Source organism: Pseudolysobacter antarcticus (genome assembly GCF_004168365.1).
Classification (GTDB): Bacteria; Pseudomonadota; Gammaproteobacteria; order Xanthomonadales; family Rhodanobacteraceae; genus Pseudolysobacter; species Pseudolysobacter antarcticus.
This window is the reverse complement of record NZ_CP035704.1, coordinates 3,812,702-3,828,348: the sequence shown is the minus strand read 5'-3', so window position 1 is coordinate 3,828,348 and position 15,647 is coordinate 3,812,702. Positions and strand designations below refer to the sequence as shown.

Annotated in this window: 13 protein-coding genes; 8 read left to right on the top strand and 5 right to left on the bottom strand. The window is 59.5% G+C overall.

Annotated elements, in window-relative coordinates:
• Window positions 1-72: 72 nt before the first annotated feature.
• The 4 genes from ELE36_RS16440 to ELE36_RS16425 all read right to left on the bottom strand — a co-directional run bounded on the left by ELE36_RS16440 (window position 73) and on the right by ELE36_RS16425 (window position 3,016).
• The gene (locus tag ELE36_RS16440) at window positions 73-363 is read right to left on the bottom strand and encodes a GIY-YIG nuclease family protein (RefSeq protein WP_129835192.1); all 291 of its coding nucleotides are present in this window, start codon (window positions 361-363) and stop codon (window positions 73-75) included.
• Between the two features lie 100 nt (window positions 364-463).
• Window positions 464-886: a DNA polymerase III subunit chi gene (locus tag ELE36_RS16435; protein WP_129835190.1), complete on the bottom strand. Its 423-nt coding sequence runs from the start codon at window positions 884-886 to the stop codon at window positions 464-466.
• A gap of 29 nt (window positions 887-915) precedes the next feature.
• Window positions 916-1,434: a hypothetical protein gene (locus ELE36_RS16430; RefSeq protein ID WP_129835188.1), complete on the bottom strand. Its 519-nt coding sequence runs from the start codon at window positions 1,432-1,434 to the stop codon at window positions 916-918.
• An 85-nt stretch (window positions 1,435-1,519) separates the two neighbouring features.
• Window positions 1,520-3,016: a leucyl aminopeptidase gene (locus ELE36_RS16425; RefSeq protein WP_129835186.1), complete on the bottom strand. Its 1,497-nt coding sequence runs from the start codon at window positions 3,014-3,016 to the stop codon at window positions 1,520-1,522.
• A 205-nt stretch (window positions 3,017-3,221) separates the two neighbouring features.
• Here ELE36_RS16425 and lptF point away from each other — a divergent pair, with 205 nt between their 5' ends.
• Both lptF and lptG read left to right on the top strand, forming a co-directional pair.
• The gene (lptF, locus tag ELE36_RS16420; RefSeq protein ID WP_129835184.1) at window positions 3,222-4,346 is read left to right on the top strand and encodes an LPS export ABC transporter permease LptF; all 1,125 of its coding nucleotides are present in this window, start codon (window positions 3,222-3,224) and stop codon (window positions 4,344-4,346) included.
• On the top strand, window positions 4,343-5,464 hold the full coding sequence (gene lptG / locus ELE36_RS16415) for an LPS export ABC transporter permease LptG (protein WP_129835182.1): 1,122 nt from the start codon (window positions 4,343-4,345) through the stop codon (window positions 5,462-5,464). Before lptF ends, lptG begins: the two co-directional genes overlap by 4 nt.
• A 19-nt stretch (window positions 5,465-5,483) precedes the next feature.
• Here the strand turns inward: lptG and ELE36_RS16410 are convergent, their stop codons facing one another.
• A complete protein-coding gene (locus tag ELE36_RS16410; RefSeq protein ID WP_129835180.1) occupies window positions 5,484-5,903 on the bottom strand; it encodes an RDD family protein in 420 nt (139 codons plus the stop codon).
• Between the two features lie 168 nt (window positions 5,904-6,071).
• Here ELE36_RS16410 and xerD point away from each other — a divergent pair, with 168 nt between their 5' ends.
• From xerD to gspF, 6 genes are all read left to right on the top strand, one after another.
• Window positions 6,072-6,998 carry a site-specific tyrosine recombinase XerD gene (xerD, locus tag ELE36_RS16405; RefSeq protein WP_129835178.1) on the top strand — a complete coding sequence of 309 codons (927 nt, stop codon included), beginning with the start codon at window positions 6,072-6,074 and terminating at the stop codon, window positions 6,996-6,998.
• A 167-nt stretch (window positions 6,999-7,165) separates the two neighbouring features.
• Complete coding sequence (locus ELE36_RS16400) at window positions 7,166-7,921, top strand: DsbC family protein (protein WP_165371661.1); 756 nt, start codon at window positions 7,166-7,168, stop codon at window positions 7,919-7,921.
• A 222-nt stretch (window positions 7,922-8,143) separates the two neighbouring features.
• Window positions 8,144-12,004: a phosphoribosylformylglycinamidine synthase gene (purL, locus tag ELE36_RS16395; protein WP_129835174.1), complete on the top strand. Its 3,861-nt coding sequence runs from the start codon at window positions 8,144-8,146 to the stop codon at window positions 12,002-12,004.
• A gap of 1 nt (window position 12,005) precedes the next feature.
• Complete coding sequence (locus ELE36_RS16390; RefSeq protein ID WP_129835172.1) at window positions 12,006-12,641, top strand: exosortase H-associated membrane protein; 636 nt, start codon at window positions 12,006-12,008, stop codon at window positions 12,639-12,641.
• Window positions 12,642-12,673: 32 nt separating this feature from the next.
• Window positions 12,674-14,419: a type II secretion system ATPase GspE gene (gene gspE, locus ELE36_RS16385; RefSeq protein ID WP_129835170.1), complete on the top strand. Its 1,746-nt coding sequence runs from the start codon at window positions 12,674-12,676 to the stop codon at window positions 14,417-14,419.
• A 7-nt stretch (window positions 14,420-14,426) separates the two neighbouring features.
• Complete coding sequence (gene gspF / locus ELE36_RS16380) at window positions 14,427-15,641, top strand: type II secretion system inner membrane protein GspF (RefSeq protein WP_129835168.1); 1,215 nt, start codon at window positions 14,427-14,429, stop codon at window positions 15,639-15,641.
• Window positions 15,642-15,647: the final 6 nt, after the last annotated feature.

Below are 15,647 nucleotides of genomic sequence, written 5' to 3'. Positions count from 1 at the left end.
TTCGCTCATCGCTCGGCGCTTTTGCCCGTCATCCCAGCGCAGGCTGGGATCCAGTTCTTGACCTGCAATCAACTATAAAATGATGTCGAGGTACAAATCGCGCCATTCGGGATTTTGCGACTCTATCAAATTCAGTTTCCAATCGCGCCGCCAGGATTTCAGCGCTTTTTCCCGCGATATGGCGGACTCCATCGTTTCGTGTTGTTCGAACCAGACAAGAGCGTGCACGCAATACTTCTTTGTGAAACCTTCTGCTGCATCGTTTCGGTGTTTACAGATTCGCTTGATCAGATCCGAGGTCACGCCGATATAGAGCGTTCCGTATCGCGCGCTCGCCAGAACGTAGACGCAGGGATTTTTCATTTTTTCTGCGGAAGCGGCGAGTGCAAAATCAAGAACTGGATCCCAGCCTGCGCTGGGATGACGAGCAAAAAATCAACGAGCAAAGCCGGGAAACGCGAAACTACATATCGAATTTCTTCAGCTCGAATCCGGCCTGCTGATAGGTGCGCCAGCGCTTGCGCGAACCTTCGCGTTCGGCCGGATCGGCGGCGACGACTTCAAGTACACGCTCGAACAACCCGGGCGCACATTCGTCGCGCAGATTGATCACCAGATTGCGGTCGGCGCTGGCCAAGGTCGGCGGCACGATCAACACCGCGGTCATGTCGTCGTCATCGTCGCCGGCAAGCTGGTGCGGGATGAATGCGTCCTCGTCGAACTCCCAGAGTTTTTCGTCGAGCTGTTCGGCCTGTTCCAGCGAACGTGTCAGAACCAGCGTCGGCTGACCGCTCGCATACGCGCGCTTGACCAGCTCGCAGACGAGCAGCAGCGGCTCGTCGAGAAAACGCGGTTTGGCGATCAGGTAAAAATCGGCGCGTGGCATCAGGCGGTTGCTGTGAGTGATTTGGACGGCTATTTGCCGGTGATGTTGGTCGACACGATCTGGTTGAGATCGCCGACCCACACCTGGGTCTGGAAATAATGGGTTGCCGCTGGATCCTGCGGACAGCCGTTGTTGCATTTGATTTGCCTGTGCCGCGCGAGACCATGCACGGTCAACGTCGTGCCTTCGAGTTTGCTCAATCCGTCGGCGCCGAATTTCTCCCTGAATTGCGCGGCGGCCTTCGGCAGCAGGATCACGTTGAGGCTGGTCGGGCTGCGGAAATCCGCCTCCGAATCGAAATAGATGTAGTCGGCTTCACGGCCTTCGCCGACCGCGGCGCGCTTGATCGGGAATGAGAACTCGCCCTTGATCGCAAGGTGCCGGTGCGACCATTCGTCTTCGGTCAGCGCGATCAATTGCGGCACGCTGTAAACCGGAAACGCGCCGCTCAGGCGCGGCTCGGTGAAGTGCTGCGAAGTGAACGAAAAAGCGCTGTCGCATGCCAGCAACGTGAGCACGAGTGAAGCCAGCCACAGATAAGGTTTCATGATCGTTCCTTAAGCTTGCCGAGGGCGTGCATGTCGATTCGCATGCGCGCGCCGATTATGCGCGAATCACTCGTGATGGGTCACTTCAAGCCTTGTTTGCGGCGACGCGATCCAGCAAATATTGTACGAGCAGCGCGACTGGTCGGCCGGTCGCCGAACCCTTGCGACCTTCGTCCCACGCCGATCCGGCGATGTCCAGATGCGCCCAACGATATCCCTCGGTGAAACGTGCGAGGAAACATCCCGCCGTGATCGCGCCGGCATATTTGCCGCCGATGTTGGCGACGTCGGCGTAACCGGTGTCGAGCTGATTCTGGTAGTCGTCCCACAGCGGCAGGCGCCACGCGCGATCAAGCGTGGTATTGCCGGCGCTCAGCAGCTGCTCGACGAGTTCGTCGTCCTGACTCATCAAGCCGGAAGCATGTTTGCCGAGCGCGACCACACAGGCGCCGGTCAGCGTCGCGGCATCGATGGTGATCTGCGGATCGAATTTCTGCACGTAGGTGAGCGCATCGCACAAGATCAAGCGGCCTTCAGCGTCGGTGTTGAGCACTTCGATGGTGATGCCGGACATCGAGGTAACGACATCGCTCGGGCGATACGACGCGCCGTCCGGCATGTTCTCGACCGCCGGCACGACGGTCACGAGATTGAGCGGCAGCTTCAACAATACCGCAGCATAAAATGCGCCGAGCACACCCGCCGCACCGCACATGTCGAACTTCATTTCTTCCATGCCCGCGCCGGGCTTCAGCGAAATGCCGCCGGTATCGAAGGTGATGCCCTTGCCGACAAATGCGTACGGTTTTTCGCTGTCGGCGGCACCACGCCATTGCAGCACGATCAGCTTGGGGGCGTTCGCCGAACCTTGTGCCACGGCGAGCAAAGAACCCATGCCGAGCTTTTCCATGTCGGCGCGTTCGAGCACGTCGAGACTCACGCCGTCGTGCGCATCGGCGATCTTTTTCGCCTGCTCGGCGAGATAGGCCGGGTTGCAGATGTTCGGCGGCAGGTTGCCGAGTTCGCGCGCAAGCAAAATTCCTTGCGCCATCGCCTCGGCTTGCGCGAGCGCGGTGCCGGAATCGGCTTGGCTGTGAAATACGATTGCGCCGAGTTGTTCGGCCTTGGATTTTTCGCGCGGCTTGAACGTGGCGGTGTATTTGTAGGTAGCGGCATCGCTGACAATCGCGGCCTGGCGCAATTTCCAGTGCGCATCACGACCAGGCACTTCGATGTCGACGAGATACGATGTCGCCGATGCCAGCGGAAGGGATTTCAGCTGTTTCGCGGCTTCCGCATTGACGCGCTGAAACCGCGCCGCATCGAATTTTTTCTGCTCACCCAGACCGATCATCAGCACGCGCGCGGCATTGATGCCTGGCTGCGCAAACAACAAGGTGCTGCTGCCGAGCTTGCCGCTGATATCGCCACTATCGATCAGGCGTTTGATCGCGCCGTCGGATTTTTCATCGATGCGCGCAGCCGCGCTGCTGAGCATGCGATCGTCGTAAACGCCGACCACGACACATGGGCTGGCCGCAGTTTCAGGGGCTTCGTTGGTGGTGCTGAATTCAAGGCTCATCGGTCTTTCCATGCACAAATTCGGGGTCGTTGCGCGAACCGCGCAGGCGGTGCGTCAACGAAGGGATAACGATTAGTCAGCGACGGTTGGATTAAACTGGGTTACTTTGCCGTCCGTTCGACATGCGCGAAAGCTGGGTTCGAAACACTCAGCCGGATCATACGGACACGTCGCCAACCGCCAGTTTAATGCATAAGTACCACTGATGCTGCGAATCATTGATCGTTATCTGCTGAGCGAACTTGCGATGAGTTTTTTCGCGAGCGCGTTGCTGTTGTTGCTGGTGACTCTGGGCGGCGTAGTCGCCGATCTGGTCGGCAAGATCGCGCGCGGTCGCGTGCCGGCGGATCTGATGCTTGCGCTGATCGGCCTGCGCATTGTCGATGCGCTGACGATCCTGCTGCCGCTGGCGGTATTCCTCGCCGTGTTGCTGGCCTACGGGCGTTTGTATCGCGATAGCGAGATGGCGGTGTTTGCCGCGTCGGGGCTGAATATCACAGGCCTGCTGCGTCCGCTGCTGCTGCTGGCGTTGCCGACGATGATCGTGCTCGCGGCCATTTCTTTCTGGCTCGCACCGGCGTCGGTACGCATGTCGCAAACCTTGCAGCAGGAGGCGAGCCGATCGCTGATTGTCGCGGGTCTGGAACCCGGACATTTTGTCGACATGCCAAATCGCAACGGCGTGATTTATGTTTCGAACATGAGTCCCGACGGTACCCACTTCGATCATTTTTTCGTCGTGAGTGAGCAGAAAAACAAGGATGGCAATGCCGAGATCAGCATCACCACCGCGGCGAACGGCGAGATGTATCACGAGGCCGATGGCATCGGCCGTTATCTGCGTTTGAACAACGGATTCCGTGTCGAAGGCGTACTCGGCCAGGATAATTTTCGGCTGCTGCGTTACGAGCGCAACGATCCGAAATTGCCCGATAGCGATGCCGATGGCGATCAGGATTCTATGAAGCGCAGCGCGCCGACCAGCGTGCTGCTCGCGAGCAGCGATCCGGTGCAGCGCGCAGAGCTTCACTGGCGCCTGGCCGCACCGATCGAAGCGCTGGTATTGATGCTGCTCGCCTTGCCGCTGTCGCGTACCTCGCCACGCGAACCGCGTTTCGCCAAATTGCTGGTCGGCTTGCTGACGTATTTCATTTATTACACCGGCCTGACCTTGAGTCGTTCGTGGATTGCCCAAGGCAAATTGCCGGCCGCATTCGGTTGCTGGTGGGTGCATATTCCCACGCTCGCGCTGGCGTTGTGGTTGCTCTGGCGCAGCCAGCAAATGCCGAAGCCGCGCGCGCCGACGCGCGTCGCCGTGGCCACGCCATGACGGTCATTTCCGGATTGCGCGATCGACTGCGTTTCAAGCGCGTCGACAAACTGGTCGGCATCGCCGTGCTCACTGCAGTGCTCATCACTTGGTCGGTATTGGTGGGTTTCGATGCATTGCGAATTTTCGTCAGCGAAGCCAACAGCGTGGGGCAGGGCCAGTACACCCTGGGCAAAGCGGCCACATATGTGTTGCTGACCTTGCCGCGCCGCACGTACGAGTGGTTTTGCTACGCCGCGATGATCGGCACGTTGATGGGGCTCGGCAGCCTTGCCGCGACCAGCGAATTGATCGCCTTGCGTGCTGCAGGATTGTCCAAATTGCGCATCTGCGCATCCGCGGTATTGGCGTTGTCGCTGCTCACTGCGTTGGTCGCGCTGGTCGGCGAAACCATCGGGCCGCTCGGTGAACAAAAAGCGCAGTCGCTGGCGCTCGTCGCCAAAGCCAAGGACATCGCAATCGCCAAAGGCGGTGGCCTGTGGGCGCGCGATGGCGCGGCGGTGATCAATGCCAAGCGTGCTCGCACGCGGCGTGTGAAGGGCGAAGATGAGGTCGAGCTTAGCGATGTGCGTGTGTTCGAGTTCACGCCGGAAGGTCAACTGAGTACGTTGTCGCTGGCGAAAACCGCGATCTTTGCGCACAGCGACTGGACCATGCAGGACGTGCGCCGCACCGAGTTCAAGGGCACCGAGGTTTCGACCACGATCGTGCCGAACATGCATTGGGCCTCCGGCCTCGATCCGCGCGTGCTGCCGCTGTCGATCGCGCATCCGGAAAACATGGCGACGCGCAATCTCGCGCGCAATATCGAATATCTCGAGCGTAACCAGCAGGATGCGTCGAGCTACAAACGTGCGTACTGGGCGCGAATTTTCTATCCGCTGAATGTGCTCGTGCTTGCGTTTTGCGCGGTGCCATTTGCGTTCGGTGCACTGCGCACCGGCGGCCTCGGCAAACGCCTGTTTCTCGGCATGGTGCTGGCCGTGAGTTACGCGTTTTTGCAGCAGTCGATCGTCAGCGTCGGTTCGGTGTACGGATTCGACATGGCCTTGACCAACATCTTGCCGTCGGTCGTGCTGATTTTGCTCGCAGGTGTATATTTCCGACGAAGCGCCTAGCCGCCGCGGTGCCTGACGATTATTTCGGCAGGCGCTGCACTACCGTGCCCGCCGCGATATCGTGCCAGGTGCGACGTTGTGGATCGAGCAGGGCCCAGAAAAATCCGAGGCCGCAGGCGAATAGCGAAACCAGCGCGACAAAAAAACGCAGCGTGGCGCGCGGCAGATTCAGGCGTGAACCATCGGCGCGGCTCACGCGCAAACGCCACGCCTTGAGGCCGATCGTCTGGCCGCCGCGGTTCCACGAGATCACGAAATACGCTGCGGTCACAAGCAACATCACCGTGCGATACCACCACGCGTGATAGTCCAGCGTGCCGTTGGTCGCGAGCAGGCACGCCGCCGCGCTGAAGAACCAGATCGGCAGCAGCGGGAAAAAATCGTAGATGCCCGCAGCGAGGCGCAGATGCAACAGTGGCGGCGGCGTTGGGTTATTCATGGTTACGCATGGCAGGGTTTAGGCGCGCAGGTTGGCGCTTTGCCGATCCAAGTTCAAGTCTGTTGGTGCCTGCGCTGCGGCAAGCCGGCGCAATGCATTACAGTGCAAATCTTTCGTGGTTGCGCGCGCGAGCGTCATCTACGACATCCGATCAAGTGCGACCATTCCATGCCGAAAGCCAGCAAACTCGCTGCAATTCAACCGATCGAACGCCAGCGCATCGATATTTTTCTCGATCGCATCTGGGCCGAAAACGGATTGTCGAAAAATACGCTGGCGGCGTATCGGCGTGACATGGAAGGGCTCGCGCGCTGGCTCGAAGCGCTCGGCACAGATCTGAATGCATGCACACGCGTGCATCTGCAGGATTACATTCGCGAGCGCACCGATACCACGCACAAGGTGCGCAGCAACGCGCGTCTGGTTTCGAGCCTGCGTCAGTATTTCAGAGTGCAGTTGCGTCTCGGCACGATCAGCGACGATCCGACGCTGTTACTCGATCCGCCGAAATTGCCGCGATCCTTGCCGAAGGCGCTGACCGAAAACCAGGTCGAGGCGCTGATCCACGCACCGGATGTCGGCGGCACGCTCGGCCTGCGCGATCGCGCGATGTTCGAGCTGATCTACGCCACCGGCTTGCGCGTCAGCGAACTGGTCGGGTTGACGCTGGACCAAGTGAATCTGCGCCAAGGCGTGCTGCGCGTGCGCGGCAAAGGCGGCAAGGATCGACTCGTGCCGATCGGCGATGAAGCGATCGAATGGCTTGATCGCTACATGCGGGATTCGCGCGTTGCATTGTTGCGCGGTCGTGTGGTCGATGCGCTGTTTGTCACCGCGCGCGGCGCCGGCATGACCCGGCAGATGTTCTGGTTCATGGTGAAAAAACATGCGCTGGTGGCCGGCATCGACATCCGGCGCATCTCGCCGCACGTGCTGCGGCATTCGTTTGCGACGCATCTGCTGAATCACGGCGCCGATCTGCGCGCGCTGCAGATGTTGCTAGGACACAGCTCGCTGTCGACCACGCAGATCTACACCCTGATCGCCAAGGAAGGTCTGAAACGGCTGCATGCCGAACATCATCCGCGCGGCTGATTGCTACGATATTCGTGGTTGGCGAACCAATTCTGCGAAAGGTTGTCGAAGCGGGGCGTTTGGTGAGTACGCGTCTGCGTGCGACAATGAAAGGCAAAGCGATCTACTCCGGTCTGTCGAATCTTCGGCAACCGAGATCTCGGCGTCCCCCTTCGAGGAAAACTGCAATGTTGAACAAAATTCTGATAGCTGCTGCCTTGGGTGGAGCGACACTGACGGCGCACGCGGCTGACAATGCCGACAAGGCGATCCGTGATGCCATTCATGCGCTGGTGCCGACGGCGCAGATCGATTCGGTCGACAAATCGGTGCTGCCTGGCTTTTACGAAGTCGGCATCGGTCACGCCGTGGTTTACGCCAGCGCCGACGGCAAATATTTGCTGCAGGGCAATCTGTACGACATGGCCAACAAGCTCGATCTGACCGAGGCTCGCCTGGCGAAGTCGCGCAAGAGCGTGCTGGATGGCGTGCCCGTCAGCAAGCGCATCGTGTTCGCGCCGAAGACCACCAAGCATGTGGTCACGGTGTTCACCGATGTCGATTGCCCGTATTGCCGCAAGTTCCACGAGCAGATGGCCGACTACAACAAGGCCGGCATCGAAGTGCAGTACATGCTGTTCCCGCTCAGCATCCATCCGGGTTCGGACAAGAAAACCGTGTCGGTATGGTGCTCGACCGATCGCAACGCGGCGTGGAACGCGGCGATGCTCGGCAAGGATCCCGGCAGCAAGACCTGCGATAACCCGATCGCCGAAACGATGAAGATCGGTAACGATATCGGCGTCAACGGCACGCCGAGTTTCTACGCCGAAGACGGCACGCAGATCCAGGCGCAAGTGGCGTATTCGCCGCCGCAACTCGCCGCCGAGCTCGATCGCATCGCCGCGCAGAAGAAAGTCGCAACGAGCGGCGGCACGCAATAACAGCGTCGCCAGCAACACCATCGACGGCAGGTATTCTCGCGGATACCTGCCGTTTTCGTTATCATTGCGCGCCTCGCGCCTTGATTGACGACTCCATGGGGAGTCTGCGCGAGTTCGGTCGTTGGATGTCGTCCTTGCCAACAATACCTCCACACTTCTCAAGTTCTTGCGCTGCAAGTGCTTGGGCGCCGATTGATTCTGGCGGTTGCTTCAGAGTGCCTCATGATTGTTTTTGACGGCAGTGCCGCCCTCTCGCCGTTCCGTCTGGAACGCATCAACCGTGAACTCGCCGCCGCCGAAGTCGGCTGCATGCTGAAGTCCGCGCGCTGGATTTATTTCATCGCCGTCAGCGACGACGCACAACCCGATCCTGCGCAACTTTGCCGCGTGCTGAAGGCGACGCCGGGCGCACCGCAAACGGCGAGTCTGTGGGTCGTGCCGCGGCTCGGTACGCTGTCGCCGTGGTCGAGCAAGGCGACCGATATCCTGCAAGGTTGCGGTTTTCCAGTGCAGCGCGTCGAGCGCGGCATGGCGTGTGAACTAAGCGCCGTGATCGCGCCGAATAGCGCCGCCTGGGATATTTTGCTGCGCGCTGTGCACGATCCGATGACGCAATCGGTGATCACCGATCTGGCTGCGGCGCAGAATCTTTTTCTGGCCGGAAAACCCGGTGCGCTCGAACATGTCGCGCTCGGCAGTTCGCCGCTGAATGCGCTGAAACATGCTAATCAGAATCTCGGTCTGGCCTTGTCGGCGGATGAAATTGGCTATCTTGCGGATCGTTATCAGGAGCTAGGCCGCGATCCGAGCGATGCCGAACTCATGATGTTCGCGCAGGCCAATTCCGAACATTGCAGGCACAAGGTTTTTAACGCGAGTTGGAAGATCGACGGCGAGGCACAAACCGATTCGTTGTTTGCGATGATCAAGAACACCCATGCGCTCGCACCGCAGTTCACCTTGTCGGCATATTCCGACAACGCCGCGGTGATCGAAGGCAGTCACGGACAGCGCTGGTACGCCGATCCAGCGAGTGGCAAATACACCGCGCATGCGGAACAAATCGATTACGCGATCAAGGTCGAGACGCATAATCACCCAACCGCGATTTCGCCGTTTCCCGGCGCATCGACCGGCGCGGGCGGCGAGATTCGCGACGAAGGCGCGACCGGCCGCGGCGGCAAACCAAAAGCCGGTCTGACCGGATTCACCGTATCGCATCTACGCATTCCTGGCCTGCCGCGCGTGTGGGAACAGGATCGTCCGTTGCCGCCGCGCATGGCCACCGCATTCGAGATCATGCGCGACGGCCCGCTCGGCGCCGCGGCATTCAACAACGAATTCGGTCGGCCCGCACTCGGCGGATATTTCCGCACGTTCGAGCAGGAAACCGCCGAAGTCGGGCTGCGCCGCGGGTACGACAAACCGATCATGATCGCCGGCGGCATCGCCAATCTGAAACACGAACACGTCGAAAAACGTCGTCTCACGCAAGGTGCTGCGGTAGTCGTGCTCGGCGGTCCGGCCATGCTGATCGGGCTCGGCGGCAGCGCGGCATCATCCGTTGCCGGTGGCGCGAGTTCCGAAGCGCTGGATTTCGCCTCAGTGCAACGCGACAACCCGGAAATGGAACGTCGTTGTCAGGAAGTGATCGATCGTTGCTGGGCGCTCGGAGCGCACAATCCGATCATCACGATTCACGATGTCGGCGCTGGCGGATTGTCGAATGCGATCCCGGAAATCCTGCACGACAGTGACGTCGGCGGGCGTATCGAATTGCGCAAGATTCCGTGCGCCGATCCGCAGCTAACGCCGATGCAGATATGGTGTAACGAGTCGCAGGAACGCTACGTGCTCGGCATCGCGCCAGAAAGTCTGGCCGCGTTCGAAGCGCTGTGTGCACGCGAGCGTTGCCCGTATGCGATCGTCGGCGAAGTCGGTACCGAAGAAAAATTATTGCTCACCGATTCACTGCTCGGCGAGACCGTAATCGACCTGCCGATGGATGTTTTGTTCGGCAAGGCGCCGAAGATGCAGCGCAATACCAAACGCCCCACGCCTCGCGTCGATCTGGTCGCCGATCTCGATGGCATCACGATCGATGAAGCGGTGAAACGCGTGTTGCGCCTGCCGGCGGTGGGCAGCAAATCGTTCCTGATCACGATCGGCGATCGCAGCGTCGGCGGTTTGTGTTCGCGCGATCCGATGGTCGGGCCGTGGCAAGTGCCAGTCGCCGATTGCGCCGTCACCTTGAATGATTTCGATGGCTACGCTGGCGAAGCAATGGCGATGGGCGAGCGTAGTCCGGTCGCGCTCATTTCCGCCGCCGCATCGGCGCGCCTCGCGGTAGGCGAGGCGATAACCAACATGGCGGCGGCGCCGATCGCGGCGTTGCAGGAAATCAAACTCTCGGCCAACTGGATGGCGGCGGTCTCGTATGCGACCGAAGACGCGGCTTTGTTTGATGCGGTGAAAGCGGTCGGTATGGAGTTGTGTCCCGCGCTCGGCATTTCGATTCCGGTCGGCAAGGATTCGCTCTCGCTGCACACCGTGTGGAACGACGGCGAGCGCCAGCGCAAGACGGTCGCGCCGGTATCGCTGATCGTCACTGCGTTTGCGCGTGTCGGCGATGTTCGCTCATCGCTGACGCCGCAATTGCGACTCGATCAGGGTGAGAGCGAACTGTGGCTGATCGATCTCGGCGCCGGGCAGAATCGCCTCGGCGGTTCGGCACTCACGCAGGTATTCAATCGCAGCGGTGGCGCGCCGGCCGATCTTGATGATCCCGTGTTGCTGAAGAATTTTTTCGCCGCGATCCAGGAAGCGAATCAGCTCGGTTTGCTGCTCGCGTATCACGATCGCTCCGACGGCGGCGCACTGATCACCGCGTTCGAAATGGCGTTCGCCGGACATTGCGGACTCGGCATCGATCTGTCCGGCTGGGCCGATAACGCGTTACGTGCACTATTCACCGAAGAGCTCGGCGCGGTGGTGCAGATTCGCGCCGGCGATCGCGAAAAGTTCATCGCGCTGCTGCAACATCATGCGCTGGAAAAACTGGCGCATCTGATCGGCCGACCGAAACCGAAACTCAGCATCGTGCTGCGTTCCGGCACGGAAATCGTCGCGCGTTGGATGTGGCAGGATCTGATCACGATGTGGTCGGAAACCAGTCACGCGATGCAACAGCGGCGCGACAATCCGGTCTGCGCGGATGCAGAAAACATCTGGCGCTGCAGCGAGGAAGATCTCGGCATCAGTCCGAAGCTGAGCTTCGAGCCGGCGCAGAATATCGCCGCGAAATTCATCGGTGCAGGCACGCGGCCACGTATCGCGATCCTGCGCGATCAGGGCGTGAACGGACAAATCGAAATGGCGGCGGCGTTCAATCGCGCCGGCTTCGATACGTTCGATGTGCATATGACCGATCTGCAATCGGGCCGCTACACGCTGGATGAATTTGTCGGCCTTGCTGCGTGCGGCGGATTTTCCTACGGCGACGTACTCGGCGCCGGTCGCGGCTGGGCGACATCGATCCTGTTCAATCCAATGTTGCGCGAACAATTCACGCGGTTTTTTGCCGATCCGAAAAAATTCGCGCTCGGGGTATGCAACGGTTGCCAGATGTTGGCGGCGCTCAAGGAAATTATTCCTGGCGCGCAGAACTGGCCGAGTTTCGAGCGCAATACGTCGGAGCAATATGAAGCACGGCTGGTCACTGTCGAGGTGCTGGAGTCGCCGTCGATTTTCTTCACCGACATGCAAGGCTCGCGCATTCCAGTCGTGGTCGCTCATGGCGAAGGCCGCATCGAATACGCTGAAAGTAGTGACACGAAAAAAGTCTCGCCATGCTTGCGCTTTGTCGACAACCGCGGTCGCGCGACTGAGAATTATCCGCTCAACATCAATGGCTCGAGCGGCGGTATTACCGGCCTGACCGCGGCCGACGGGCGCGTGACGATCCTGATGCCGCATCCCGAACGCGTATTCCGCAGCGTGCAGATGTCGTGGCACCCGCAAGAGTGGGGCGAGGATTCGCCGTGGCTGCGCATGTTCCAGAACGCGCGTGTCTGGGTAGGTTGAGATGAGCCCGCTGCGCCGCTTTGTGCTATCGGGTTTCCTGTGGCTGCCGCTGTGCTTTTTTGCGTGGTTTTATTTTGCCGGGCCGCTGGTGTTTCCGGCGTTCTGCATCGTGCGTTGGGCCGTTGCGCATTTTCTGGCGGATGCGATCAGTGCCGCGAGCCTCGTGTTCGACAGCAAGCTGCACACCGTGGTGATCAACTTCGTGCCATTGCTCGGGCCGCAGATCGATCCGGCCAGCGGACGCACATTCGTGATCGATGCAATTCCGATCAATCCGATGGTGTACGGTTATGCGCTGCCGCTGTTCGCCGGGCTGGTGTTGGCCGCGCCGTTGAGCGGTCGCCAACGCACCTGGCAGCTTGTCGCCGGATTGTGCGTGATCAGTGTCAGTCAGGCTTGGGGTGTGTATTGGGAGCTGCTGAAATATCTCGGCATGGAGGCCGGGCCGTCCGGCGCCGCCATCGTTGCGCGACATGGTATTTCCGCGGAAGTGATTGCCCTTTGTTACCAGTTGGGCTATCTCATGCTGCCGGCGATTGTGCCTGCGGCAATGTGGATCGTGTTTAATCGCGGCTTGGTCGAAGAACTTACGCGACCACCTCAGGAACCACCTCAGGAACCTATTCGTAGCGAATAGGTCGAAAGTCATCCAAGGTCAGACGATAACCCATGTCAGCAGTACCAGCCCACCTGCCATCGCCTTCGGCCCAGACCATTCTGGCAGCCGATGCGCTGGATGAACGCATCTGCCAGTTTCTGGTGTCGCGCGGCCGTCTGAAAGAAACCGATCTCGTGCGCGCGCGGCGCCTGCACGAGGAGGGCGGTGAAGGCAATCTGGTTCCGCTGCTGACCCGACTCGGACTGGTTTCCGAGCGCGACATGGGCGATGCGCTGGCCGAAGTATTGAGCTTGCCGCTGCTCACAGCGAAGGAATTTCCCGAATCGCCCCCGCCGAACGTGCAGGTGTCGATTCGCTTTTTGAAACAGAATCACATGGTGCCAATCGGCGAGAGCGACGACGGCATCGTCTTGCTCGTGGCCGATCCAGCCGAGCGTTATCCGATCGAAGCGATCGAACTCGCGACCGGAAAAACCGCCGAGGTCAAGGTTGGTTTTCGCTCCGAGATCGACGATCTGATCGAGCGTTATTACGGCTCCGGTCGCTCGGCGATGGGCACGATCGTCGAGAATCTGACCGACGAAAACAATCGCAGCGAAGACGATATCGAGCACCTGCGCGATCTCGCTTCCGAAGCGCCGGTGATCCGCCTGGTCAACCTGATTATTCAACGCGCCGTTGAAGGTCGCGCCTCGGATATTCATATCGAACCGTTTGAAAATCGTCTGAAAGTTCGCTATCGCGTCGATGGTGTATTGCACGAAGTCGAGTCACCGCCGGCCGCATCGACTGCCGCGGTGATCTCACGCCTCAAGATCATGGCCAAACTCAACATCGCCGAGCGCCGCCTGCCGCAGGACGGCCGCATCATGTTGCGCGTGCAGGGCAAAGAGCTCGATCTGCGCGTGTCCACCGTGCCCACGTCGTGGGGCGAATCGGTGGTGATGCGTATTCTTGATCGCGAATCGATCGTGCTGGATTTCCACAAGCTTGGTTTCACCGATCAGTTTCTCGCCGGCTTCATGCGCGTGCTGGAAATGCCGCACGGTATTTTGCTCGTGACCGGTCCGACCGGTTCGGGTAAAACCACAACGCTGTATACGGCGTTGTCGAAACTCAACACTGCTGATGTCAAGATCATCACGGTTGAAGATCCGGTCGAGTACCAGATCGAAGGCGTCAACCAGATCCAGGCCAAGCCGCAAATCGGGCTGGACTTTTCGCACGCGTTGCGCTCGATCGTGCGACAGGATCCGGACATCATCATGATCGGCGAAATGCGTGATCTGGAAACCGCGAAGATCGCGATCCAGTCCGCGCTCACCGGCCACTTGGTATTGTCGACCTTGCATACCAACAACGCGGCGGGTGGCATCACGCGTCTGCTCGATATGGGCGTGGAAGATTACCTGCTTACCTCGACCGTGAACGGCATTCTGGCGCAGCGTCTGGTACGCCGCCTCGACCCTGCGCATCGCGAAGCGTATCCAGCCTTGCCTGAGGTCGTCGAAGAATTCGGATTGCGCCGTTTCGCGCCCGAAGGCCCGGTGAACCTGTACAAACCGGTGCCGACACCGCAGATGCCGACCGGCTATCACGGTCGTACCACGATCATGGAATTCCTCGTCATGAGCGATCCGATTCGGCGCCTCGTGATGCAGCACGGCGACATGGGCAAGATCGAAACTCAGGCTCGCGAAGAAGGCATGCGCACGATGTACGAAGATGGACTGGTCAAGGCCATCGAAGGCGTGACCACGATCGAAGAAGTGCTGCGCGTGACCTCGGAATCGTGAGCCACTGATGGCTATGTATTATTACAAGGCGATCACGTCCGCCGGCGATACCATCGAAGGCCAGATGGAAGTCGCGTCAAACGACGATGTCGTCTCAAAATTGCAGGACGCCGGCAGCATTGCGCTGGATGTGCGCATGGCCGACAGCGCCGACGGTAGTGGTCTCGGTGGCATGTTCAAGCGTGCGGCGATGGGGCCGACCGAAGTGCTGCAGTTCACCCAGCAGCTCGCGACGTTGATGGGCGCGGGCCAGCCGCTGGATCGCGGTCTGCAGATTTTGCTCGACATGCCCGAGAACGAAAAGGCGCGTCGCGTGATCGAGCGTGTACGCGATCAAGTGCGTGGCGGTGGGGCGTTGTCGGACGCGCTCGAAGTCGAACACGGCATTTTCTCGCGGCTCTACGTGAACATGGTGCGCGCAGGTGAAATCGGTGGTTCGCTCGATACTACGCTGGAGCGTTTGGCGAATTATCTGGAGCGCGCGAAAGCGCTCAAGGAAAGCGTCGTCAACGCGCTGATCTATCCGGCTATCCTCGTGGCGATGGTATTTCTTGCGTTGTTCGTCTTGCTAGTTTTTGTCGTGCCGCAATTCATGCCGATGTTCAAGGACATGAATATCGAGTTGCCATTTATCACCAAGATGGTGCTAGCAGTGAGTAATGTGCTGGCGAGTTATTGGTGGATATTGATTGCCCTGGTGTTTTTTGCAGTGACTTATGTGCGGCGCCAGTTGTCGCAGCCGGAATCGCGATTGAAATTCGATGAGCGTTTGCTCAGCATGCGTTTGCTCGGACCGCTGTTTACCAAGCTCGAAACTGCGCGTTTTGCACGTACGTTGGGAACTCTGTTGAAGAATGGTGTTCCGTTATTGAGCGCGCTTTCGATCGTGCGCAATGTAATCGGCAATAGCGCGATGGCTGAAGCGGTCGCCAATGCGACCGAAGAAGTAAAAACTGGTTCGGGCCTCGGGTTTTCGCTGGGACAAAGCAAGCGCTTTCCGAAACTCGCATTGCAGATGATCAGTGTCGGTGAAGAGTCCGGCGCGCTCGACGGCATGCTGCTCAAGGTCGCCGATACTTTCGATAACGATACCAAAAATACCATTGATCGTTTGCTGGCACTGCTGGTGCCGGTGATAACCGTGATAATGACGGTGGTAGTCGCCTTTGTGATGATGGCGATCCTGCTGCCGATTCTTGATCTGACTGGATCCGTAGGATGACAAACA

What these genes read in the sequence shown, in the direction of transcription:
- ELE36_RS16435 (WP_129835190.1), bottom strand. Translation starts at nt 886, where the DNA reads ATGCCACGCGCCGATTTTTACCTGATCGCCAAACCGCGTTTTCTCGAC.
- ELE36_RS16425 (WP_129835186.1), bottom strand. Translation starts at nt 3,016, where the DNA reads ATGAGCCTTGAATTCAGCACCACCAACGAAGCCCCTGAAACTGCGGCC.
- ELE36_RS16400 (WP_165371661.1), top strand. Translation starts at nt 7,166, where the DNA reads ATGTTGAACAAAATTCTGATAGCTGCTGCCTTGGGTGGAGCGACACTG.
- ELE36_RS16430 (WP_129835188.1), bottom strand. Translation starts at nt 1,434, where the DNA reads ATGAAACCTTATCTGTGGCTGGCTTCACTCGTGCTCACGTTGCTGGCA.
- lptF (WP_129835184.1), top strand. Translation starts at nt 3,222, where the DNA reads ATGCTGCGAATCATTGATCGTTATCTGCTGAGCGAACTTGCGATGAGT.
- ELE36_RS16390 (WP_129835172.1), top strand. Translation starts at nt 12,006, where the DNA reads ATGAGCCCGCTGCGCCGCTTTGTGCTATCGGGTTTCCTGTGGCTGCCG.
- xerD (WP_129835178.1), top strand. Translation starts at nt 6,072, where the DNA reads ATGCCGAAAGCCAGCAAACTCGCTGCAATTCAACCGATCGAACGCCAG.
- gspE (WP_129835170.1), top strand. Translation starts at nt 12,674, where the DNA reads ATGTCAGCAGTACCAGCCCACCTGCCATCGCCTTCGGCCCAGACCATT.
- ELE36_RS16440 (WP_129835192.1), bottom strand. Translation starts at nt 363, where the DNA reads ATGAAAAATCCCTGCGTCTACGTTCTGGCGAGCGCGCGATACGGAACG.
- ELE36_RS16410 (WP_129835180.1), bottom strand. Translation starts at nt 5,903, where the DNA reads ATGAATAACCCAACGCCGCCGCCACTGTTGCATCTGCGCCTCGCTGCG.
- gspF (WP_129835168.1), top strand. Translation starts at nt 14,427, where the DNA reads ATGGCTATGTATTATTACAAGGCGATCACGTCCGCCGGCGATACCATC.
- lptG (WP_129835182.1), top strand. Translation starts at nt 4,343, where the DNA reads ATGACGGTCATTTCCGGATTGCGCGATCGACTGCGTTTCAAGCGCGTC.
- purL (WP_129835174.1), top strand. Translation starts at nt 8,144, where the DNA reads ATGATTGTTTTTGACGGCAGTGCCGCCCTCTCGCCGTTCCGTCTGGAA.